Origin of the sequence: Kitasatospora sp. NPDC059722 (genome assembly GCF_042733235.1) — a bacterium.
Taxonomy (GTDB): domain Bacteria; phylum Actinomycetota; class Actinomycetes; order Streptomycetales; family Streptomycetaceae; genus Kitasatospora.
The window spans coordinates 1-25,153 of the sequence record NZ_JBHWGD010000095.1; the positions used below are offsets into that span (position 1 = coordinate 1).

General features: G+C 75.7%; 2 protein-coding genes. Both read left to right on the forward strand.

What is annotated here, in order from left to right; genetic code table 11:
• The coding region (locus tag ACFV4F_RS36145) for a non-ribosomal peptide synthase/polyketide synthase (protein ID WP_380509137.1) at positions 1-17,308 on the forward strand (17,308 nt) is incomplete at its 5' end.
• A gap of 16 nt (positions 17,309-17,324) precedes the next feature.
• Positions 17,325-25,153, forward strand: a 7,829-nt coding sequence (locus tag ACFV4F_RS36150; protein ID WP_380509140.1) for an amino acid adenylation domain-containing protein, incomplete at its 3' end; no start/stop codon positions are given.

The following is a 25,153-nucleotide window of genomic DNA, read 5'->3' on the forward strand; positions in this document are numbered from 1 at the left end:
CACCCACCCCGCCGTCACCCAGAACGCCGTCGTCGTCCGCGAAGACCAGCCCGGCCTCAAGCGCCTCGTCGCCTACATCGTCCCCGCCACCCCCGCCACCCTCGACACCGAAGCCCTCCGCGCCCACCTCGCCGTCGGCCTGCCCGACTACATGGTCCCGTCCGCCTTCGTCACCCTCGACGCCCTCCCCCTGAGCGTCAACGGCAAGCTCGACCGCAAGCAACTCCCGGCCCCCGAGTTCACCGGCACCACTCGGGGACGGCAGCCCGTCGGCAGGGCGGAGGAGGTCCTCTGCGGGATCTTCCGCGACCTGCTGGGCGTGGCCGAGGTGTCCGTCGAGGACGGCTTCTTCGAGCTGGGCGGCGACAGCATCGTCTCCATCCAACTGGTCAGCCGCGCCCGCAAGGCCGGGCTGCTCTTCACCGCCCGCGACGTCTTCACCCACCGCACCCCGGAGGCCCTGGCCGCGGTCGCCACCACCGCCACCGTGCTGCCCACCGAGGAGGCGGGCGCCGGGCTCGGGCTCGTGCCGGAGACGCCGATCGTCGGCTGGCTGCGCGAGGTGGACGGCCCGATCGACGGGTTCAACCAGGCGATGCTGGTCCGCACCCCCGCGGCGGCCACCTTCGAGCGCCTGGCGGACGCCCTCCAGGCCGTACTCGACCACCACGACGTGCTGCGCGCCCGGCTGGTCCGCGGCGCCGACGCGTGGAACCTCGACGTCCCCGAGCCGGGCGTCGTCCGCGCCGCCGACGTCCTGCGCCGCACCGAAACCGCCGACCTGGCCTCCGAGGCCCGCGCCGCCCAGCTGCGGCTCGACCCGGACGCCGGTGTGATGGTCCAGGCCGTCTGGTTCGAGGACACCGCCCGCCTGCTCGTCATGGCCCACCACCTGGTCGTGGACGGCGTCACCTGGCGCATCGTCCTCCCGGACCTCGCCCACGCCTACGAGGGCACCGCGCTGGAGCCCGTCCCCACGTCCTTCCGCCGCTGGGCCGAGCAGCTCACCGCGCTCGACCGCTCCGCCGAACTCCCGCTCTGGCAGGCCCAGTCGGCGGGCGAGGACGCGCCGCTCGCCGTCCTGGACCCGGCCGTGCACACCGCCGCGACCGCCCGGCACCTGAACCTCACCCTGCCGTCGGACGTCACCGCCGCCCTGCTCACCGACACCGCCGCGCGCTTCCGCGCGACCGTCAACGACGTGCTGCTCACCGCGTTCGCGCTCGCCGTGAACGCCTGGCGCCCCGGCCAGGGGACGGGTGTGCTCGTCGACCTGGAGGGCCACGGCCGCGAGAACGTCGTCGAGCACGCCGACACCACGCGCACGGCCGGCTGGTTCACCAGCATGTTCCCCGTCCACCTCGACCCGGGCACGGCCACCGACCCGGCCCGCGCACTCAAGGCCGTCAAGGAGCAACTGCACGCCCTCCCGGACAACGGCATCGGCTACGGCCTGCTGCGCGGTTCCCTGACCGACGCCCCGCGCCCCCAGCTCGGCTTCAACTACCTCGGCCGCTTCACCGCCGCCGGGGAGGACGCCGACTGGACGCTGTGCACCGACGCCGACCTCGGCGACGGCCGCGACCCCTCCATGCCGCTCGCCCACGCCATCGACCTCAACGCCGCCACCCTCGACACCCCCGAGGGCCCGCAGCTCACCGCCGACTGGTCCTGGCCCGACGGCCTCTTCACCGAGGACCGCGTCCACGAGCTCGCCGAGGCCTGGTTCACCGCCCTGCGCACCCTCGCCGCCACCGACGGCAGCGGCCTCACCCCGTCCGACGTCCGCCCGCTGGTCGAGGTCTCGCAGGAGCAGATCGACCGCCTGGAGGCCGACCACGGCCCCCTCGCCGACCTCCTCCCCCTCTCCCCCCTCCAGCAGGGCCTCTACTTCCACGCCACCTACGACACCGACGGCCAGGACGTCTACACCGTCCAACTCGCCCTCGACATCGAAGGCCCGCTGGACGTCCCCGCCCTGCGCGCCGCCGCCACGGCCCTGCTCGCCCGGCACGGCACGCTGCGCGCCGCGTTCCGCCAGGACGGCTTCGAGACGCCGCTCCAGGTGATCCCGGCCGCCGTCGAACTCCCGTGGCGCGAGCTGGACTTCACCGGCCGACCAGCGGACGCCGACGCCTGGACCGCCGAGGACCGGGCCGAACGCTTCGACCCGGCGCGCGCCCCGCTGATGCGTTTCGCCGTGCTGCGCACCGGCGCCGACCGGCACCGGCTGGTGCTGACCAACCACCACATCCTGCTCGACGGCTGGTCGATGCCCGTCCTGGTCAAGGAGCTGTTCGCGCTCTACCGGGGCGAGGGCGCGGCCCTGCCCCGGGTCACCCCGCACCGCGAGTACCTGGGCTGGCTGGCCGGCCAGGACCGGTCCGTCGCCGAGGACGCCTGGCGGCGGGCGCTGGACGGCCTGGCCGAGCCCACCCTGGTCGCCCCGGCGGACCGGGACGGCGCCGCCGGCACGCCCGACCGCGTCACCGCCGAGCTGCCGGCCGAGCTCACCGCCCGCCTCACGGCGGTGAGCCGGGCCCGCGGCACCACGCTCAACACCCTGCTCCAGGCGGCCTGGGCGCTGGTCGTCGGCCAGCTGACCGGCCGGGCGGACGTGGTCTTCGGCGGCACCGTCTCGGGCCGTCCGCCGCAGGTCGCCGGGATCGAGTCGATGATCGGCCTGTTCATCAACACGCTGCCGGTCCGGGTCGCGCTCGACCCGGCCGAGACGCTCGGCGCCCTGCTGGACCGGCTCCAGGAGCAGCAGGCCGCCCTGCTGGACCACCAGTACCTCGGCCTGACCGACCTCCAGCACGCCACCGGCCTCGGCGAACTCTTCGACACCCTGGTGGTGTTCGAGAACTACCCGCTCGACGCCGACGTGCTGGACTTCGGCCGCGGCCTGCGCGTCACCGGCCTGGCCGGCCACGACGCGACGCACTACCCGCTGATCCTCACCGCCGTGCCCGGCGAGCGGCTCCAGCTGCGCCTGGACCACCGCACCGGCGCGTTCGACGCCGTCGCCGCGACCGCCCTGCTGGAGCGGGTGGCCGGTGTCCTCACCGCCGCCCCCGGCCTGCTGGACGCGCCCGTCGGCCGGATCCCGCTGCTCGCCGCCGAGGAGCGGGAGCGGCTGGTGCACGGGCTGAACGACACCCCGCGCAACCCCGGCGCGGCCGTGCCGGTGATCACCCGGCTCTTCACCGAGCTGGCCGGCTGGGCCCCCGCCGCCGAGGCCGTGGTCGCGGACGGCGGCAGCCTCTCCTACGGCGAACTCGACGCCCGGGCCAACCGCCTGGCGCACAAGCTGCTCGCCGCCGGGGTCCGCCCCGAGGACCGGGTCGCGCTGCTGATGGAGCGCTCGCCCGAGCTGGTCGCCGCGATCCTCGGCGTGCTCAAGGCGGGCGGCGCGTACGTGCCGCTCGACCCGCGCTTCCCGGCCGCCCGGATGCGGCACATCCTGGCCGAGACGGGCGCCGCCGTGCTGATCGCCGACGCGGCGGACGACGCGGCCGGGTACGGCCTCGACGAGGACGCGGACCTGACCGTCCTGGAGGCCGCCACCGCGCTCGCCGAGGGCCCCACCCACGACCCCGGCGTGGACGTCCGGCCCGGCCAGCTCGCCTACGTGATGTTCACCTCCGGCTCGACCGGCCTGCCCAAGGGGGTCGGCGTGACCCACCGCGACGTCGTCGCGCTCGCCGAGGACCGCCGCTTCGAGTCCGGCCACGAGCGGGTGCTGCTGCACTCGCCGACCGCCTTCGACGCCTCCACCTACGAGCTGTGGGTGCCGCTGCTCGGCGGCGGCCAGGTCGTCGTCGCCCCGGCCGGGGACCTCGACGCCGTCCGCCTGCGCGAGACCGTCACCCGGCACGGCGTCACCGCGCTGTGGCTGACCGCCGGCCTGTTCCGGCTGATCGCCGAGGACGGCCCCGGCTGCCTGGCCCGGGTCGGCCAGGTGTGGACCGGCGGCGACGTCGTGCCCGCCGCGGCCGTGCGCCGCGTCCTGGCGGCCTGCCCCGGCCTGACCGTGGTCGACGGCTACGGCCCGACCGAGACCACGACCTTCGCCACCACCCACCGGATCGGCTCCGCCGCCGAGGTGCCGGCCGCGGTCCCGATCGGCCGCCCGCTGGACGGCATGCGGGCGTACGTGCTGGACGCCGCCCTGCGGCCGGTCCCGCGCGGCGTCGCGGGCGAGCTGTACCTGGCCGGGGACGGCCTGGCCCGCGGCTACCTGAACCGCCCCGGCCTGACCGCCGAGCGCTTCACCGCCGACCCGCACGGCCCGGCCGGCTCGCGCATGTACCGCACCGGCGACCTCGTGCGCTGGAACGCGGCGGACGCGCTCGACTACCTCGGCCGCACGGACGACCAGGTCAAGGTGCGCGGCTTCCGCATCGAACTCGGCGAGATCGAGGCCGTCCTGGCCCGGCACCCCGCCGTCGCCCAGGCCGCCGCGATGGTCCGCGAGGACGTCCCCGGCGACCAGCGGCTCGTCGCCTACCTGGTGGCCGCGCCCGGCGCCCGGATCGAGCCGGCCGAGCTGCGCGCGCACGCCGCCGACGGCCTGCCCGGCTTCATGGTGCCGTCCGCCTACGTCACCCTGGAGACGCTGCCGTTGACCGGCAACGGCAAGGTGGACCGCCGCGCGCTGCCCGCGCCCGCGCTCACCGCCTCGGCCGGCCGCGCCCCCCGCACCCCGCAGGAGGAGATCCTGGCCGGACTGTTCGCCGGGATCCTCGGACTGCCCGCGGTCTCCGTCGACGACAGCTTCTTCGACCTCGGCGGGCACTCGCTCCTCGCCACCCGCCTGGTCAGCCGGATCCGCCCGGTGTTCGGCGTCGAGCTGGCCGTCCGCACGCTCTTCGAGGCGCCGACCGTCGCCGCGCTCGCCGAGCGGATCGCCGTGGCCGGACACGCCCGCGCCGCGCTCACCGCCCGACCACGGCCGGAGGAGGTCCCGCTCTCCCCCGCCCAGCGCCGGCTCTGGTTCCTCAACCGCTTCGAGGGCGCCACCGCCTCCTACAACCTGCCGCTCGCGCTGCGGCTGGAGGGCGGGCTCGACCGGGCCGCGCTGACCGCCGCGCTCGGCGACGTCACCGACCGGCACGAGAGCCTGCGGACCGTCTTCCCCGAGTTCGACGGCCGCCCCCGCCAGTGGGTGCTGCCCGCCGGCACCACCGCGCTCAGCCTGCCGCTGACCGAACTCACCGACGGCGAGGGCGCGTTGGACGCCGCGCTGGCCGGGGCGATCGCCGCGGGCTTCGACCTCACCACCCAGCCCCCGCTGCGCGCCGAGCTGTTCCGGATCTCCGCCACCGAGCACGTGCTGCTCGTCGTGCTGCACCACATCGCCGGCGACGGCTGGTCCCTCGCGCCCTTCGCCCGCGACCTCGGCACCGCCTACGACGCCCGCCGGGCCGGCACCGCCCCCGCGTGGAAGCCGCTGCCCGTCCAGTACGCCGACTACACGCTCTGGCACGCCGAGGTGCTCGGCGACGAGGGCGACGGGGACAGCCCGCTGGCCCGTCAGGTCGAGCACTGGAAGCAGGCCCTCGCCGGGCTGCCCGAGGAGCTCGCGCTGCCCGCCGACCGGCCGCGCCCGGCCGACGTCAGCTACCGCGGCGAGTCCGTCCCGCTGGCGCTGCCGGCCGAGGTGCACGAGCGGATCGCCGCCGTCGCCCGGGCGCACGACGCGAGCGTCTTCATGGTCGTCCAGGCCGCCGTCGCCGCCCTGCTGCACCGGCTCGGCGCCGGGGACGACATCCCGCTCGGCAGCGTCATCGCCGGGCGCACCGACGAGGCGCTCGACGAGCTGGTCGGCTTCTTCGTCAACACCCTGGTGCTGCGCACCGACCTGACCGGCGACCCGACCTTCGCCGAGCTGCTGGCCCGCGTCCGGGAGAGCGACCTCGCCGCCTACGCCCACCAGGACGTGCCGTTCGAGCGCCTGGTCGAGGTGCTCAACCCGGTCCGCTCGCTGGCCCGCCACCCGCTGTTCCAGGTGATGCTGGCCTTCCAGAACAACGCGGCGGCCACCCTCGACCTGGACGGGCTGCGCGCCACCGCGCTGCCGGTGCGGCTGTCGGCGGCCAAGTTCGACCTGCTGTTCTCGCTGGAGGAGACCTTCACCGCCGACGGGGGCCCGGCCGGCCTGACCGGTGTCCTGGAGTACTCCGCCGACCTCTTCGACCGGACCACCGCCACGTCCCTCGGCGACCGCCTCGGCCGGCTGCTCGCAGCCGTCACCGCCGACCCGGACCTGCCCGTCGCCGCCGTCGAGGTGCTGACGGACGCCGAGCGCGCCCTGGTCCTGGACGGGTGGAACGACACCGCCCGCCCGGTCGCCGAGACCACCGTGCCGGAGCTGTTCCGCGCACAGGCCGCCCGCACCCCGCAGGCCCCGGCGGTGCTGCACGCCGGCACCGAACTGTCCTACGCCGAGCTCGACGCCCGCGCCAACCGGCTGGCCCGGCTGCTGATCGCCGAGGGCGCGGGCCCGGAACGGTTCGTCGCGCTGACCCTGCCGCGCACCGCCGACCTGGTCGTGGCGCTGCTCGCGGTGCTCAAGTCCGGCGCCGCCTACCTGCCGGTCGACCCCGGCTACCCGGCCGACCGGATCGCCCACATGCTCGACGACGCGCGGCCCGCGCTGGTGCTCACCAGCACCGAAGCGGCCGGCGCGCTGCCCGCGGACGTCCCCGCGCTGCGGCTGGACGACCCGGCCGTGCGCGAGCGGCTCGCCGCCCTCCCGGACGGCGACGTCACCGACGCCGAGCGGCCGCTCCCGCTGGACCCGCGCCACCCCGCGTACGTCATCTACACCTCCGGCTCCACCGGCCGCCCCAAGGGCGTCGTCATCCCGCACCGCAACGTCGCCGACCTCGCCGCCTGGGCGGCCTCCGACATCGGCCCCGAGCGCCTGTCCGACGTCCTCGCCGCGACCTCGCTCAACTTCGACGTGTCCGTCTTCGAGCTGTTCGGCCCGCTGCTGTCCGGCGGCCGGATCGAGCTGGTCCGCGACGTGCTCGCGCTGCTGGACGCACCCGAGGGCCGGCACTACGGACTGGTCAGCGCCGTCCCGTCGGCGCTCGCCCACACCCTCGGCCAGTCCGGCGCCCCGCGCTTCGGCGCCGACCTCGTGGTGCTGGCCGGCGAGGGCCTGGCCGCGCACACCGCGGACGCGATCCGGGCCGCCGTGCCCGGCGCGCGCCTCGCCAACATCTACGGCCCCACCGAGGCCACCGTGTACGCCACCGCCTGGTACGAGGGCGAGGACGGCGCCGGGCGCACCCCGCCGATCGGCCGCCCCCGCCGCAACACCCGGGCGCTCGTCCTGGACGCCGGCCTGCGGCCGGTCCCGGCGGGCGTCGCGGGCGAGCTGTACCTGGCCGGCGAGGGCCTGGCCCGCGGCTACCTGAACCGCCCCGGCCTGACCGCCGAGCGCTTCGTCGCCGACCCGTACGGCCCGGCCGGCTCCCGGATGTACCGCACCGGCGACCTCGTGCGCCGCAACGCCGACGGCGAGATCGAGTACCTCGGCCGCACCGACTTCCAGGTCAAGGTCCGCGGCTTCCGCATCGAGCTCGGCGAGATCGAGGCCGTGCTCGCCAAGCACCCCGCCGTCGCCCAGGCGGCCGTCCTGGTCCGCGAGGACACCCCCGGGGACCAGCGCATCGTGGCCTACGTCGTCCCGGCGAACGGCGCCGAACCGGAGCCCGCCGAGCTGCGCGCGCGGGCCGCCGCCGCGCTGCCGGAGTACATGGTCCCGTCCGCCTTCGTCCCGCTGGAGCGGCTGCCGCTCAACCCGAACGGCAAGCTCGACCGGCGCGCCCTGCCCGCCCCCGACTTCGGGGCCGCGGCCGGGGCCGGGCGGGCCCCGCGCGACGAGCGCGAGGAGCAGCTGGCCGGCCTGTTCGCCGAGGTGCTCGGCGTGCCGCGGGTCTCGATCGACGACGGCTTCTTCGACCTCGGCGGGCACTCGCTGCTCGCCACCCGGGTGGTCAGCCGGGTGCGGACCCTGTTCGGCGTCGAGCTGCCGGTGCGCGCCCTGTTCGAGACCCCGACCGTCGCCGCCCTCGGCGAGCGGATCGGCGCCGCGGGCCGGGCCCGGCAGGCGCTCACCGCCCGGGTGCGCCCGGAGTCGGTGCCGCTGTCCGCCGCGCAGCGCCGGCTGTGGTTCCTCAACCGCTTCGAGCAGCGCACCGGCACCTACAACCTGCCGCTCGCCGTCCGCCTCACCGGCCCGCTCGACGCCGCCGCCCTGGCCACCGCCCTCGGCGACCTCACCGCGCGGCACGAGAGCCTGCGGACCGTCTTCCCGGACGCCGACGGCCGGCCGCGCCAGCAGGTGCTCCCCGCCGCCGGGGCGCGCCCGGTGCTGCACACCGCGCCGTACGACGCCGCGGCGCTCGCCGCGGCCGCCGCGCTGGACTTCGACCTCGCCGCCGAAGTGCCGCTGCGCGCCCACCTGTTCGCCGTCTCCGCCACCGAACACGTGCTGCTCGTGGTGATCCACCACATCGCCGGCGACGGCTGGTCGATGGCCCCGATCGCCCGCGACCTCGCCGCCGCCTACGCGGCCCGACTGGACGGCCGCGCACCGGAGTTCACCCCGCTGCCGGTCCAGTACGCCGACTACACGCTCTGGCAGGCCGAGGTCCTCGGCGACGAGGCCGATCCGGCGAGCGAACTCGCCCGCCAGACCGGCTACTGGCAGCGCACCCTCGCCCGGCTGCCCGAGGAGCTGGCCCTGCCCGCCGACCGGCCGCGCCCGGCCGAGCAGAGCTTCCGCGGCGACACCGTGCCGCTGCACCTGCCCGCCGACGCGCACGCCGCGCTCACCGCGCTGGCCCGCGAGGCCAACGCGAGCGTCTTCATGGTCGTCCAGGCCGCCCTGGCCGCCCTGCTCGGCCGACTCGGCGCCGGTGAGGACGTCCCGATCGGCTCGCCGATCGCCGGGCGCACCGACGAGGCCCTGGACGAGCTGGTCGGCTGCTTCGTCAACACCCTGGTGCTGCGCACCGACCTGACCGGCGACCCGACCTTCCGCGAGCTGGTCGGACGGGTCCGGGAGACCGACCTCGCCGCCTACGCCCACCAGGACGTGCCGTTCGAGCGCCTGGTCGAGCTGCTCAACCCGGAGCGCTCGCTGGCCCGCCACCCGCTGTTCCAGGTGATGCTCTCGCTGCAGAACAACGCGGCGGCCGAGCTCGTCCTGCCCGGACTGGCCGTCGAACCGCACCCGGCCGTGGTGGACGGCGCCAAGTTCGACCTGTCCTTCCAGCTGGCCGAGGAGTTCAGCGCCGACGGCGCGCCGGCCGGCGTCGGCGGCCGGATCGAGTACGCGACCGACCTGTTCGACCGGGACACCGCGGCCGTCCTCGCCGGGCGGTTCGCCCGCGCCGTGACCGCCCTGGTCACCGCGCCGGACCGGGCGCTGTCCGAACTCGACCTGCTCACCGCCGAGGAGCGCCGCCGCGTCCTCGTCGAGTGGAACGACACCGCCCGCGAGGTGCCCGCCACCACGCTGCCCGCCCTGTTCGAGGCGCAGGCCGCCCGCACCCCCGGCGCCCCCGCCCTGACGGCCGCCGGTGAGCGGCTGACCTTCGCCGAACTCGACGCCCGCGCCAACCGGCTGGCCCGCCTGCTGGCCGGCCGGGGCATCGGCCCGGAGCGGTTCGTCGCGGTCGCCCTGCCGCGCACCGCCGACCTGGTCGTCGCGCTGCTCGCCGTCATGAAGGCCGGCGCGGCCTACGTCCCCGTCGACCCGGCGCTCCCGGCCGGGCGCATCGCCCAGCTGCTCCAGGACGCCGGCACCGCCGCCGTCATCACCGGCGACGGCGCCCGCGACGCACTGCCCGCCGACCGCGGCGGCGAGCGGATCGACCTCGGCTCCCCGGCGGTCGTCCACGAGCTGCGCGAGCTGGCCGGCACCCCGCTGACCGACGCCGGGCGCACCGCCGCCCTGCGGCCCGCGCACCCGGCGTACGTCATCCACACCTCCGGCTCGACCGGCAAGCCCAAGGGCGTCGTCGTCCCGCACGCGGGCCTCGGCAACCTGTTCCACCACCACTTCACCGAGCTGTACGCGGCGGACATCGCCGCCGCCGGCCGCCCGCTGCGCGCGGCGCTCACCGCCGCCGTGTCCTTCGACGCCTCGCTCGACCCGGTGCTCTGGCTGGTCGCCGGCCACGAACTGCACCTCGTGGACGACGACACCCGGCGCGAGCCGCAGGCCCTGATCGGCTACGTCCGGGAGCACCGGATCGACTTCCTGGAGCTCACCCCGTCCTACGCCGAGCAGCTCGTCGAGCAGGGCCTGGTGCGGGACGCGTCGGCCCGGCCACGGATCCTCGCCCTCGGCGGCGAGGCCGTGAGCCCGGCCCTGTGGCAGGAGCTCGCCCGCACCCCGGGCGTCACCGGCTACAACCTGTACGGCCCGACCGAGGCCACCGTCGACAGCGCCACCGCGAGCACCGCGGACACCGCGCGGCCGCTGGTGGGCCGCCCGGTGGCCAACGCCCGCGCCCTCGTCCTCGACGAGCGCCTGCGGCCCGTCCCGGCGGGTGTCGCAGGCGAGCTCTACCTCGCGGGCGCCGGGCTCGCGCGCGGCTACCTCGGCCGCCCCGACCTCACCGCCGAACGCTTCACCGCCGACCCCTACGGCCCGGCCGGCAGCCGGATGTACCGCACCGGCGACGTCGTGCGCTGGACCGCCGACGGCCGGCTCGACTACCTCGGCCGCACCGACGACCAGGTCAAGATCCGGGGCTTCCGCATCGAACTCGGCGAGATCGAGACGGTGCTGGCCCACTACGAGGGCGCGCTGCGCTCGGCCGTGGTCGTCCGCGAGGACCAGCCCGGCATCAAGCGCCTGGTGGCGTACGTCGTGCCGCGCGGCGGCGCCCTCGACGAGGCCGTGCTGCGCGCCCACCTGGCCGCCGCGCTGCCCGCGTACATGGTCCCGTCCGCCTTCGTCGCGCTCGTCGAGCTGCCGCTGACGGTCAACGGCAAGCTCGACCGCCGCGCCCTGCCCGCGCCCGAGTACCGCGGCACCGGCCGCGGACGGCCGCCGCGCACGCCGGGCGAGGAGGTCCTGTGCGGGATCTTCCGCGACCTGCTCGGCGTGGCCGAGGTGTCCGCCGAGGACGGCTTCTTCGAGCTGGGCGGCGACAGCATCGTCTCCATCCAGCTCGTCAGCCGCGCCCGCAAGGCCGGGCTGGTCCTCACCGCCCGCGACGTGTTCCGGCACCGCACCCCGGAGGCGCTGGCCGCCGTCGCCGGCACCGCCGCCGCGCTGCCGGTGGAGGAGCCCGGGGCCGCGTACGGGCTCGTCCCGGAGACGCCGATCGTCGGGTGGCTGCGCGAACTCGGCGGCGCCGTCGACGGGTTCAGCCAGACCATGGTCGTGCGGACGCCCGCCGGCGCCACCTTCGAGCGCCTGGCCGACGCACTGCAGGCGCTCCTGGACCACCACGACGTGCTGCGCGCCCGGCTGGTCCGCGGCGCCGACGCGTGGAACCTCGACGTCCCCGAGCCCGGCACCGTCCGCGCCACCGACGTCCTGCGCCGCGCCGAAACCGCCGACCTGGCCGCCGAGGCCCGCGCCGCCCAGCTGCGACTCGACCCGGACGCCGGCCTGATGCTCCAGGCCGTCTGGTCGGAGCAGCAGGGCCGCCTGCTGGTGATGGCGCACCACCTGGTGGTGGACGGCGTTTCGTGGCGCATCCTGCTGCCGGACCTCGCCCACGCCTACGAGGGCACCGCTCTGGAGCCCGTCCCCACGTCCTTCCGCCGCTGGGCCGAGCAGCTCACCACGCTCGACCGATCCGCCGAACTCCCGCTCTGGCAGGCTCAGTTCGATGGTCCGGACGCACCGCTCGCGGAGCTGGACCCGGCCGTCCACACGGCGGCCACCGTCCGGCACCTGTCGCTGACCCTGCCGTCGGACGTCACCGGCACACTGCTCACCGACACCGCCGCGCGCTTCCGCGCGACCGTCAACGACGTACTGCTCACCGCGTTCGCGTTCGCCGTGAACGCCTGGCGGGGCGGCGACGCCACACAGGTCCTGGTGGAGCTGGAGGGCCACGGCCGCGAGAACGTCGTCGAGCACGCCGACACCACGCGCACGGCCGGCTGGTTCACCAGCATGTTCCCCGTCCACCTCGACCCGGGCACGGCCACCGACCCGGCCCGCGCACTCAAGGCCGTCAAGGAGCAACTGCACGCCCTCCCGGACAACGGCATCGGCTACGGCCTGCTGCACGGCGCGCTCGACGACGCGCCCCGTCCGCAGCTCGGCTTCAACTACCTCGGCCGCTTCGCGGCGGGCGAGACGGACGCCGACTGGGCGCTGTGCACGGACATCGCGCTCGGCGACGGCCGCGACCCCGCCATGCCGCTCGCCCACGCCATCGACCTCAACGCCGCCACCCTCGACACCCCCGAAGGCCCGCAGCTCACCGCCGACTGGTCCTGGCCCGACGGCCTCTTCACCGAGGACCGTGTCCGCGAGCTCGCCGAGGCCTGGTTCACCGCCCTGCGCACCCTCGCCGCCACCGACGGCAGCGGCCTCACCCCGTCCGACGTCCGCCCGCTGGTCGAGGTCTCGCAGGAGCAGATCGACCGCCTGGAGGCCGACCACGGCCCCCTCACCGACCTCCTCCCCCTCTCCCCCCTCCAGCAGGGCCTCTACTTCCACGCCACCTACGACACCGACGGCCAGGACGTCTACACCGTCCAACTCGCCCTCGACATCGAGGGATCCGTCGACCGGGACGCACTGCGCTCGGCACTGCGCACCCTCCTCGCCCGGCACCCGAACCTGCGCGCCGCCTTCCGCCAGGACGGCACCGCCGCGCCGCTCCAGGTGATCCCGGCGGACGTCGAACTCCCGCTGCGCGAGGTGGACTTCACCAACCTGCCCGAGGACGGGCGGGCGGCGGCGGCCGACCGGCTCACCGCCGAGGACCGCTCCCGGCGCTTCGACCTCGACCGGCCCCCGCTGATGCGTTTCACCCTCATCAGCACCGCCGCCGACTGGCACCGGCTGGTCGTCAGCCACCACCACCTGCTGCTGGACGGCTGGTCCATGCCGGTCTTCCTCGGCGAGCTGTTCGCCCTCTACGGCACGCGCGGCGACGCCGCCGGGCTCGCCCGGGTGACGCCCTACCGCGACTACCTGGACTGGATCGCCGGCCAGGACCGCACCGCCGCCGAGGCCGCCTGGCGGCAGGTGCTGGACGGGCTGGAGGAGCCGACGCTGCTCGCCGCCCCCGACCCGTCCCGCGCCCCCGTCCTGCCGGTCCGCACCCGGCTGGAGCTGCCCGAGGAGCGGACGGCCGCGCTGGCCCGCTTCGCCCGGGAGCGCGGGGTCACCGTCAACACCGTGGTCCAGGCCGCGTGGGCGATGGTGGTGGGCCGCCTGACCGGCCGCGACGACGTGGTCTTCGGCGGGACGGTCTCGGGCCGTCCGCCACAGGTCCCGGGCGTCGAGTCGATGGTCGGCCTGTTCATCAACACCCTGCCGGTGCGCGTGGCGCTCGACCCCGCAGAGCGCTTCGGCGCGCTGCTGGAACGCCTCCAGGACCAGCAGGCCGGGCTCATGGACCACCAGTACCTGCCGCTCGCCGACCTCCAGCGGATCGCCGGGCTCGGTGAACTCTTCGACACCCTCGTGGTGTTCGAGAACTACCCGCTCGACGCCGACGGGCTGCGCACGGCCGCCGGCGGGCTCGGCATCGTGGGCGGCGACAACCACGAGTCCACCCACTACCCGCTGAGCCTCACCGTGAGCCTCGGCCGCTCCCTCGGCCTCGACCTCGCGCACCGGCCCGACCTGCTCCCGCAGGAGCGGGTGGACGGGCTCGCCACGACCTTCGTCCGCCTGCTCGGCGAGGCCGCCGCGCTCGCGAAGGAACCGGTCGGGCGGCTGCGGCTGGGCGAACCGGCGGGCGAGGCGCTGGTCCTCGGCGCGTGGGCCGGTTCGGCGGAGGCGGCGCCGGTGCTGGAGCCGCTGCTCGGGCGCTTCGCCCGGCAGGTCGCGGCGACGCCGGACGCCACCGCCGTCATCAGCGGGGACGAGCGGCTCAGCTACGCCGAACTCGACTCCCGCTCCAGCCGGTTGGCCCGCCTGCTCGTCGAGCACGGCGCCGGGGCGGAGGGCTACGTCGCCGTCGCCCTGCCGCGCACCGCGGACCTGCTCGTCGCCCTGCTCGCCGTCCAGAAGTCCGGCGCCGGCTACGTCCCGCTCGACCCCCAGCACCCCGCCGAGCGCCTCGGCTACGTCCTGGAGGACGCCCGGCCCTCGCTCCTGCTCACGACGCGGGAGACCGCCGCCGCCCTCCCGGCGACCGGCACCCCGGTGCTGTTGCTCGACGACGCGGCGGTCTCCGAGCAGCCGGACGGGCCTCTTGAGCTGGTCCACGACGGCCGGACGCCCGCCTACGCGATCTACACCTCCGGCTCCACCGGCCGCCCCAAGGGCGTCGTCATCCCCCGCGCCGCGCTCGACAACTTCCTCACCGACATGTCGGCACGCGTCCCGATGGACGGCACCGACCGCCTGATCGCCGTCACCACCGTCTCCTTCGACATCGCCGCCCTGGAGCTCTACCTCCCCCTCCTCAACGGCGCCGCCGTGGTGGTGGCGAGCAAGGACGAGGTCCTCGACCCCGAAGCCCTCGCCGCCCTCATCACCAAAACCGACGCCACCGTCCTCCAAGCCACCCCCTCCCTCTGGCAGACGCTCACCGCCCAGGTACCGCAGGCGCTTTCCGGCCTCCGGATGCTCGTCGGCGGCGAAGCGGTACCGGGTGCACTCGCCGAGGCGATGGCCTCCGCCGGGCGGTCGGTGCTCAACGTGTACGGGCCCACCGAGACCACCATCTGGTCCACCACCGCCGTCCTGGACGGCACCACGGCCAGCCCCTCCATCGGCCGCCCGATGCTCAACACCCGCGCCTACATCCTCGACTCGGCCCTGCGCCCCGTCCCCGAAGGCACCCCCGGCGAGCTCTACCTCGCCGGCACCGGCCTCGCCCGCGGCTACCTCGGCCGCCCCGCCCTCACCGCCGAACGCTTCACCGCCGACCCCCACGGCACCCCCAGCACCCGCATGTACCGCACCGGCGACCTCGCCCGCTGGACCCCCGACGGCACCATCGACTACCTCGGCCGCACCGACTTCCAGGTCAAGGTCCGCGGCTTCCGCATAGAACTCGGCGAAATCGAATCCGTCCTCGTCAAACACGACAGCGTCACCCGCGCCGCCGTCGTCGTCCGCGAAGACCGCCCCGGCGTCAAACTGCTGGTCGGCTACGTCGTCCCCGCCGCAGGGACGACCCCGGACCCGGCCGCCCTGCTGGCCCACATCGCCGCCGACCTGCCCGACTACATGCTCCCGGCCACGATCGTCACCCTCGACGCCCTGCCGCTCAACACCAACGGCAAACTCGACCGCAAGGCCCTCCCCGCCCCCGACTTCGCCGACCGCACACCCGGCCGCGCACCCGCCACCGAACGCGAGAAACTCCTCGCCACCCTCTTCGCCGAAGTCCTCGGACTACCCGAGGTCGGCGCCGACGACAGCTTCTTCGCCCTCGGCGGCGACAGCATCACCTCCGTCCAACTGGTGGGCCGCGCCCGCCTGGCCGGCCTGGTGCTGACGCCCCGCGAGGTCTTCCGGCACAAGACGGTCGAGGCGCTGGCCGCCGCCCTGCCCGAGTCCCCGGCCGAGCTCGCGCTCGCGCCCGACCCGGAGGGCGCGGACCCGGCGGTCGGCGCGCTCCCGGCCACCCCGATCATCCGCTGGCTGCGCGAACTCGGCGGCCGAATCGACGGGTTCAACCAGTCGGTGCTCGCGCCGGTGCCCGCCGGGCTCACCGCAGACGTGCTGTCGGCCGTGCTCCAGGCCGTCCTGGACCACCACGACGCGCTGCGCGCCCGCCTGGTCCGCGGCCCGTCGGCCTGGACCCTGGAGGTGCCGCCGAAGGGCGCGCCGACGGCCGCCGGCCTGATCCACCGGGTCGACGTCGCCGGCCTCACCGCGGCCGAGGCCGCCGCCCGACTGGACACCGAGGGCCGCGCCGCCCAGGACCGGCTCGACCCGGACGACGGCGTCATGGTCCAGGCGGTCTGGTTCGACGCCGGCCCGCAGGCCCCCGGCCGGCTGCTGCTCGTCCTGCACCACCTGGTGGTCGACGGCGTCTCCTGGCGGATCCTGATGCCGGACCTGATGGCCGCGTACGAGGCCGTCGCGGCCGGCCGGGAGCCCGTCCTGGCGCCGGTGTGGACCTCCTTCCGGGCCTGGGCCCGCGGCCTCGCCCGCGCCGCCCTCACCCCGGAGCGCACCGCCGAACTCCCGGTCTGGACCGCCATGCTGGCCGGCTACCAGGAGCCCCCGCTGGGCACCAGGGCGCTCGACCGCACCCGCGACCTCGCGGCCGGCGCCCGGCAGTACACCGTGACGCTGCCCGCCGACGTCACCGGCCCGCTGCTGTCCACCGTGCCCAGCGTGCTCGGCACCGGCGTCAACGAGGTGCTGCTCACCGCGTTCGCGCTCGCCGTCACCGGCTGGGACCGCGCCCGCGGCCGGGAGCGGTCGGCCGGCGTCCTGCTGGACCTGGAGGGCCACGGCCGCGAGGAACTGCTCGCCGGGGTCCTGCCGGACGCCGACGTCTCGCGGACGGTCGGCTGGTTCACCAGCATGTTCCCGCTGCGGCTCGACCCCGGGGTCGCCGCCGCCGACTGGCCGGAGCTGCTGGCCGGCGGCCCCGCCGCCGGGCGGGCCCTGGCCGCGGTGGCCGGACAGCTCGCCGTCCTGCCCGACAACGGCGCCGGGTACGGGCTGCTGCGCCACCTCAACCCGGAGACGGCGGGCGTGCTCGCCGCCCTCCCCGAGCCGCAGCTCGGCTTCAACTACCTGGGCCGCTTCGGCGCCGGGGACGGCGAGGACGACGGCGACGGCGGCCTCGGCGGCAGCGACGCCGCGATGCCCGCCGGCCACGCCCTGGAGCTCAACTCGCTGGCCCAGGACCGCCCGGACGGCCCGCACCTGGTGGCCTCCTGGAGCTGGCCCGGCGAGCTGTTCGCCGAGGACGAGGTCGCCGCCCTGGCCGCCGCGTGGTTCTCGGCCCTGCGGGCGCTGGTCGCCCACGCCGCGGACCCCTCGGCCGGACCGGTCGAGGCCCTCGCGCCCCGGCCCGCCGCACCGGCTCCCTCGGCTGCACGGCCCGCACCGCTGCTGGATCTCGACCAGGACGAGATCGACGCGTTCGAAGAAGACTTCGAGTTCTGAGTTGGAGAGAAGCGACATGACCAAGGCAGCGACCACGGCAGCGACCACGGCGGCACCGATGGCGGCGACGACCAAGGCCAAACCACGCATCGAGAGCATCCTGCCGCTCTCTCCGCTCCAGCAGGGCCTGCTGTTCCACGCCCGCTACGACACCCAGGGCCCGGACGTCTACACGATGCAGCTCGCGCTGGACATCGAGGGCGAGCTGGACACCGACGCGCTGCGCGGCGCCTGCGCCGCCCTGCTGCGCCGGCACGCCGGCCTGCGGGCCGCGTTCCGGTACCGCAAGAACGGCGAGCCGGTCCAGCTGATCCCGTTCGAGGTGGCCCCGGACTTCACCGTCGTCGACCTCACCGGCCGACCATCCGGCGCGTGGGCGCACGCCGCCGAGGCCGTCGCGGCCGAGGACCGAGCCCGCCGCTTCGACCTCGCCCGCCCGCCGCTGATCCGCTTCACCCTGGTCTCCCAGGGCGCGGACCGGCACCGGTTCCTCGTCACCGTGCACCACATCCTGGTCGACGGCTGGTCCCGGGCGACGGTCATCGGTGAACTCTTCGAGCTGTACGGGCTGCTGCGGCGCAGCTCCGACGAGCGCGCGCTGCCGCCCGTCGCCCCCTACCGCGACTACCTCACCTGGGTGGCCGCCCAGGACCGCGCCACCGCCGAGGCCGCCTGGCGGGAGGTGCTCGGCGGGCTGGAGGAGCCGACGCTGCTCGCCGCCCCCGACCCGTCCCGCGCACCGGTCGTCCCGGTGGCCACCCGGGCGGAGCTGGCGCCGGCGCAGACCGCCGCCCTGGTCCGCTGGGCCCGCGAGCGCGGCATCACCGTCAACACCGTCGTGCAGGCGGCCTGGGCGATCGTCCTCGGGCGGCTCACCGGCCGCGACGACGTGGTCTTCGGCGGGACGGTCTCGGGCCGTCCGCCACAGGTCGCGGGCATCGAGTCCATGGTCGGCCTGTTCATCAACACCCTGCCGGTGCGCGTGGCCCTCGACCCGGCCGAGACCTTCGGCGCCCTGCTGGAGCGCCTCCAGGACCAGCAGGCCGGGCTCATGGACCACCAGTACCTCGGCCTCAGCGACGTGCTGCGCACCGCCGGGCACGGCGAACTCTTCGACACCCTGCTCGTGTTCGAGAACTACCCGGTGGACACCGAGGGCCTGCGCCGCTCGGCGGGCGGCCTCGGCGTCGTCGACGGCCGCAACCACGAGGGCACCCACTACCCGCTGAGCCTCACCGTCGGCCTCGGCGGCACGCTGGCGCTGGACCTCGCGCACCGGCCCGACCTGCTCTCGCAGGAGCGGGTCGACGGGCTCGCCGCTGCGCTGCTGCGCCTGCTCGGCGAGGCGGCTTCGGTGGCCGAACTTCCCGTCGGGCGGCTGCGGTTGTCGGACGGGACCCGGGTGCTCGACGCGTGGGCCGGTTCGGCGGAGGCGGTGCCGGTGCTGGAGCCGCTGCTCGGGCGCTTCGCCCGGCAGGTCGCGGCGACGCCGGACGCCACCGCCGTCATCAGCGGCGATGAGCGGCTCAGCTACGCGGAACTCGACGCCCGTTCCAGCCGGTTGGCACGCCTGCTCGTCGAGCACGGCGCCGGGGCGGAGGGCTACGTCGCCGTCGCCCTGCCGCGCTCCGCGGACCTGCTCGTCGCGCTGCTCGCCGTCCAGAAGTCCGGCGCCGGCTACGTCCCGCTCGACCCCCAGCACCCGGCCGAGCGCCTCGGCTACGTCCTGGAGGACGCCCGGCCCTCGCTCCTGCTCACCACCCGCGCCACGGCGGAGGGCCTGCCCGGCACGCCGACGCTGCTGCTCGACGATGCGGCAGTGCGGGAGCAGCTCGCCGCCCAGTCCGCCGAACCGCTCCGGCTTCAGCACGACGGCCGCACCCCCGCCTACGCGATCTACACCTCCGGCTCCACCGGCCGCCCCAAGGGCGTCGTCATCCCCCGCGCCGCGCTCGACAACTTCCTCACCGACATGTCGGCACGCGTCCCGATGGACGGCACCGACCGCCTGATCGCCGTCACCACCGTCTCCTTCGACATCGCCGCCCTGGAGCTCTACCTCCCCCTCCTCAACGGCGCCGCCGTCGTCATCGCGAGCAAGGACGAGGTCCTCGACCCCGAAGCCCTCGCCGCCCTCATCACCAAAACCGACGCCACCGTCCTCCAAGCCACCCCCTCCCTCTGGCAGAGCCTGACCGCCGACGTCCCGGATGCCCTGGCCGGCCTGCGCATGCTCGTCGGCGGCGAGGCCGTGCCCGGTGCCCTGGCCCAGGCCATGGCCGCCACCGGGCAGTCCGTCCTGAATGTCTACGGGCCCACCGAGACCACCATCTGGTCCACCACCGCCGTCCTGGACGGCACCACGGCCAGCCCCTCCATCGGCCGCCCGATGCTCAACACCCGCGCCTACATCCTCGACTCGGCCCTGCGCCCCGTCCCCGAAGGCACCCCCGGCGAGCTCTACCTCGCCGGCACCGGCCTCGCCCGCGGCTACCTCAGCCGCCCCGCCCTCACCGCCGAACGCTTCACCGCCGACCCCCACGGCACCCCCGGCACCCGCATGTACCGCACCGGCGACCTCGCCCGCTGGACCCCCGACGGCACCATCGACTACCTCGGCCGCACCGACTTCCAGGTCAAGGTCCGCGGCTTCCGAATCGAACTCGGCGAAATCGAATCCGTCCTCGTCAAACACGACAGCGTCACCCGCGCCGCCGTCGTCCTCCGCGAAGACCGCCCCGGCGTCAAACTGCTGGTCGGCTACGTCGTCCCCGCCGCCGGGGCTACCCCGGACCCGGCCGCCCTGCTGGCCCACATCGCCGCCGACCTGCCCGACTACATGGTCCCCGCCACGATCGTCCTGCTGGACGCCCTGCCCCTCAACACCAACGGCAAGCTCGACCGCAAGGCCCTCCCCGCCCCCGACTTCGCCGACCGCGCACCCGGCCGGGCACCCGCCACCGAACGCGAGAAACTCCTCGCCACCCTCTTCGCCGAAGTCCTCGGACTACCCGACGTCGGCGCCGACGACGACTTCTTCGCCCTCGGCGGCCACTCGCTCCTCGCCACCCGCCTGATCAGCCGGATCCGCGCCGAGCTCGACGTCGAACTGCCCGTCCGGGCCCTCTTCGAGGCGCCGACCGTGGCCGCCCTCGCCGAGCGGGTCGGCGGCGCCGACCGCGCCCGCCAGGCGCTCACCGCCCGCCCGCGGCCCGCCACCGTCCCGCTCTCCCCCGCCCAGCGGCGGCTCTGGTTCCTCGGCCGGTTCGAGGACGCCGGCGGCACCTACAACCTGCCGATGGCGATCCGCATCTCCGGCGAGCTGCACGTCCCGGCGCTGCGCGCGGCCCTCGCCGACGTCGTCGCCCGGCACGAGAGCCTGCGGACCGTCTTCCCGGACACCGACGGCGACCCCCGCCAGCACGTCCTCGCCCCCGCCGAGGCCGCGCCGGCCGTCCCGGTCGTCGGCGTCACCGAGGAGGAGCTGCCCCGGGCGCTCGCCGCCACCGCCGCCCGGGACTTCGACCTCACCCGCGAGATCCCGCTCCGCGCCCGCCTGTTCGCCCTCGACGGCACCGAGTACGTGCTGCTGCTCGTGATCCACCACATCGCGGCCGACGGCTGGTCGATGGCCCCGCTCGCGCGCGACCTCTCCACCGCCTACCGCGCCCGCCGCGGCGGCACCGCGCCGGACTGGCAGCCGCTGCCCGTCCAGTACGCCGACTACACGCTGTGGCACCAGGAGGTGCTCGGCGACGAGCACACCGCCGGCGGCGAACTCGCCCGCCAGATCGAGCACTGGCGCACCACCCTGGCCGGCCTCCCCGAGGAGCTGGCCCTGCCCACCGACCGCCCCCGCCCGCCCGAGATGACCCACCGCGGCGGCACCGTCGGGCTCACCGTGCCCGCGGACGTCCACCGCGCGCTCGCCGTCCTCGCCCAGGGCCACCGCGCGAGCGTCTTCATGGCCGCCCAGGCCGCGCTCGCCGCCCTGCTCACCCGCCTCGGCGCGGGCGAGGACGTCCCGCTCGGCACCCCGGTGGCCGGCCGCACCGACCAGGCGCTCGACGAGCTCGTCGGCTTCTTCGTCAACACCCTCGTGCTGCGCACCGACACCTCCGGCGACCCGACCTTCCGCGAGCTGCTCGACCGCGTCCGCGAGGTCTCGCTGGCCGCCTACGCCCACCAGGACGTCCCGTTCGAGCAGCTCGTCGAGGTGCTCAACCCGGGCCGCTCGCTGGCCCGCCACCCGCTGTTCCAGGTCATGCTCTCCTTCCAGAACACCGCCGAGGCGAGCCTCGACCTGGACGGGCTGCGCACCACGTCCCAGCCGGTCGGCCTGCGGATGTCCAACTTCGACCTGTCCCTCGTGCTCGCCGAGCGCTTCACCGCCGACGGCACGCCGGACGGCCTCGCGGGCGGCGTCGAGTACGCCACCGACCTGTTCGACCGGGAGACCGCCCAGGACCTCGCCGACCGCTTCGTGCGGCTGCTCGCCGCGCTGGTCGCCGACCCGGACCGGCCGCTCTCCGCCCTCGACCTGCTCACCGCGGACGAGCGCCGGCGCGTCCTCGTCGAGTGGAACGACACCGCGAGCGACCACCCCACCGGCACCGTCCCCGGCCTCTTCGAGGCGGCCGCCGCCCGCACCCCCGACGCCACCGCCCTGGTCTTCCGGGACACCGCGCTCACCTTCGCCGAACTCGACGCCTGGGCCAACCGGCTGGCCCGCCGGCTCGTCGCCGACGGCGTCCGGCCCGAGCAGGTCGTCGCCGTGCGGCTGCCGCGCTGCGCCGAGCACGTCGTCGCGCTGCTCGCGGTCATGAAGGCGGGCGCCGTCTACCTGCCGGTCGACCGCGACTACCCGGCCGACCGCATCGCCTACATGACCGACGACGCCCGCCCGGTCGCCGAACTCGCCGACCCCGCCGAGGTGCTGGCCGTCCGGGACGACGCCCGGTGGTCCGCCGCCCCGCTCACCGCCGCCGAGCGCTCCGGCGCCCCGCGCCCCGACAACGCCGCGTACGTCATCTACACCTCCGGCTCCACCGGCCGCCCCAAGGGCGTCACCGTGCAGCACCGCAGCGTCGTCAACCTCTACCACGACCACTTCGAGCGCCTCTACGCCCGCGAGATCGCCTCGACCGGCGGGCGCCGGCTCAAGGCCGCGCTGGCCGCGTCGTTCTCCTTCGACGCCGCGATCGACCCGCTGCTGTGGCTGCTGCGCGGCCACGAACTGCACCTGATCGACGACGAGGCCCGGCACGACCCCGCCGCGCTCGCCGCCTACGCGCGCCGGGTCGGCGGCATCGACCACTTCGACACCACCCCCGGCCACTACCAGCAGCTCCACGAACTCGGCCTCACCACCGACGGATCCGCCCGCCCGCTGGTCGTCGCCCTCGGCGGCGAGGCGCTCGGCGAGGCGCTGCGCGCCGAACTCGCCGGGATCGACGGCGTGGTGACCTACAACCTGTACGGGCCCACCGAGACCACCGTCGACGCCGTCGGCCAGCGGATCACCGACGCCGGCCGGGTGCTGATCGGCCGCCCGCTCGACAACTACCGGGCGTACGTCCTGGACGCGGCCCTGCGCCCGGCCGCCCCCGGCGTGCCCGGCGAGCTGTACCTGGCCGGGGCCGGACTCGCGCGCGGCTACCTCGGCCGCCCCGGCCTCACCGCCGAACGCTTCACCGCCGACCCGTACGGCCCGGCCGGCTCCCGCATGTACCGCACCGGCGACCTCGCCCGCTGGACCCGCGACGGCCGCCTCGACTGCCTCGGCCGGGCCGACGACCAGGTCAAGGTGCGCGGCTTCCGGATCGAGCTCGGCGAGGTCACCGCCGCCATCGAGGCCCACCCCGACGTCGCCGTCGCGGCCGTCGTCGTCCGCGAGGACCGCCCCGGCATCCGCGAGCTGGTCGGCTACGCCGTCCCCGCCGCCGGGCGCGCCGTGCCCGCCGCCGAGGAGCTGCGCCGCGTGCTCGGCGAGCGGCTGCCCGACTACATGGTCCCGGCCGCGATCGTCCCGCTCGACCGCCTCCCGCGCACCGTCAACGGCAAGCTCGACCGCGCCGCCCTGCCCGCCCCCGGCCCGCGCGCCGCCGGCACCGGCCGGGCGCCGCGCACCGCGCAGGAGAAGGCGCTGTGCGCGATCTACGCCGAGGTCCTCGGGCTGGAGAGCGTCTCGATCGACGACGGCTTCTTCGACCTCGGCGGCCACTCGCTGCTCGCCGTGCGGGTCGCCGGCCGGGTCCGCGCCCGGCTCGGCGCCGAACTCCCCGTCCGCGCCCTGTTCGAGGCGCCGACCCCGGCCGCCCTCGCCGAACGCCTCGGCGACGCCGCGAGCACCCGCCCGGCGCTGACCGCCCGGGTGCGGCCCGAGCCCGTGCCGCTGTCCGCCGCCCAGCGGCGGCTCTGGTTCCTCGACCGCTTCGAGGGCCCCGGCGCGACCTACAACCTGCCGATCGCCGTCCGCCTCACCGGGCCGGTCGTCCCGCCGGCTCTTGAGGCGGCCCTCGCCGACGTCACCGCGCGGCACGAGAGCCTGCGGACCGTCTTCCCCGACGCCGACGGGCGGCCGCAGCAGCTGATCCTGCCCGCCGACGCGGCCCGGCCGGAGCTGCTCCGCGCGCCGTACAGCGCCGAGGCGGTCGCGGCGGAGGCCGGGCGCGGCTTCGACCTGGCGCGCGAACTGCCTCTGCGGGCCGGACTGTTCACCGTCTCGGACGAGGAACACGTGCTGCTGGTGGTCGTGCACCACATCGCGGCGGACGGCTGGTCGATGGCGCCGCTGGCCCGCGACCTGTCGGTGGCGTACGCGGCCCGACTGGGCGGCAGCGCGCCGGAGTTCACGCCGCTGCCGGTCCAGTACGCCGACTACACGCTGTGGCAGGCCGAGGTCCTCGGCGACGAGCACGACCCGGCCGGCGAGCTCAACCGGCAGGTCGACTACTGGCGCACAGCACTCGCGGGACTGCCCGAGGAACTCCCGCTGCCCACCGACCGGCCCCGCCCGGCCCGGACGAGCTACCGCGGGGACACCGTCACATTCACGGTCCCCTCCTCGGTTCATGGTCACCTCGCGGCGCTGGCCAAGGAGACGGGCACCAGCCTCTTCATGGTCGTCCAGGCCGCACTCGCCACGCTGCTGCACCGCCTCGGCGGCGGCGACGACATCCCGCTCGGCAGCGTCATCGCCGGACGGACGGACGAGGCACTCGACGACCTCGTCGGCTTCTTCGTCAACACGCTCGTGCTGCGCAACGACCTCTCGGGGCGGCCGAGCTTCCGCGAACTGCTGCGCCGCGTACGGGAGACGGACCTCGCGGCGTACGCCAACCAGGACGTGCCGTTCGAGCGCCTCGTCGAGATCCTCAACCCCGAGCGCTCGATGGCCCGGCACCCGCTGTTCCAGGTCATGCTCGCGTTCCAGAACACCGGCGCGGCGACGCTCGACCTCGCGGGGGTGCGCGCGGCGCCGCACGAGGCGACGTTCGACGCGGCCAAGTTCGACCTGACCTTCCAGCTCGCGGAGTCGGCGGAGGGGCTGGCGGGGAGTGTCGAGTACGCCGTCGACCTGTTCGACCGGGCGACGGCGGAGGCGTTGGGCGCGCGGCTCGTCGCGGTGCTGGAGGCCGTCGCGGCGGATCCGTCGGTCCGGGTCGGTGACGTCGACGTCCTGACCGGGGACGAGCGCGGACTCGTCCTCGGCGAATGGGCCGGCATCGCTCGGGAATTGGCCCCGGCGACCTTCCACGGGCTCTTCGAGGCCGCTGTCGACGCCACGCCCTCGGCGCCCGCGATCGCAAGTGGCGAGCTCGTCCTCACGTACGCCGAGGTGGA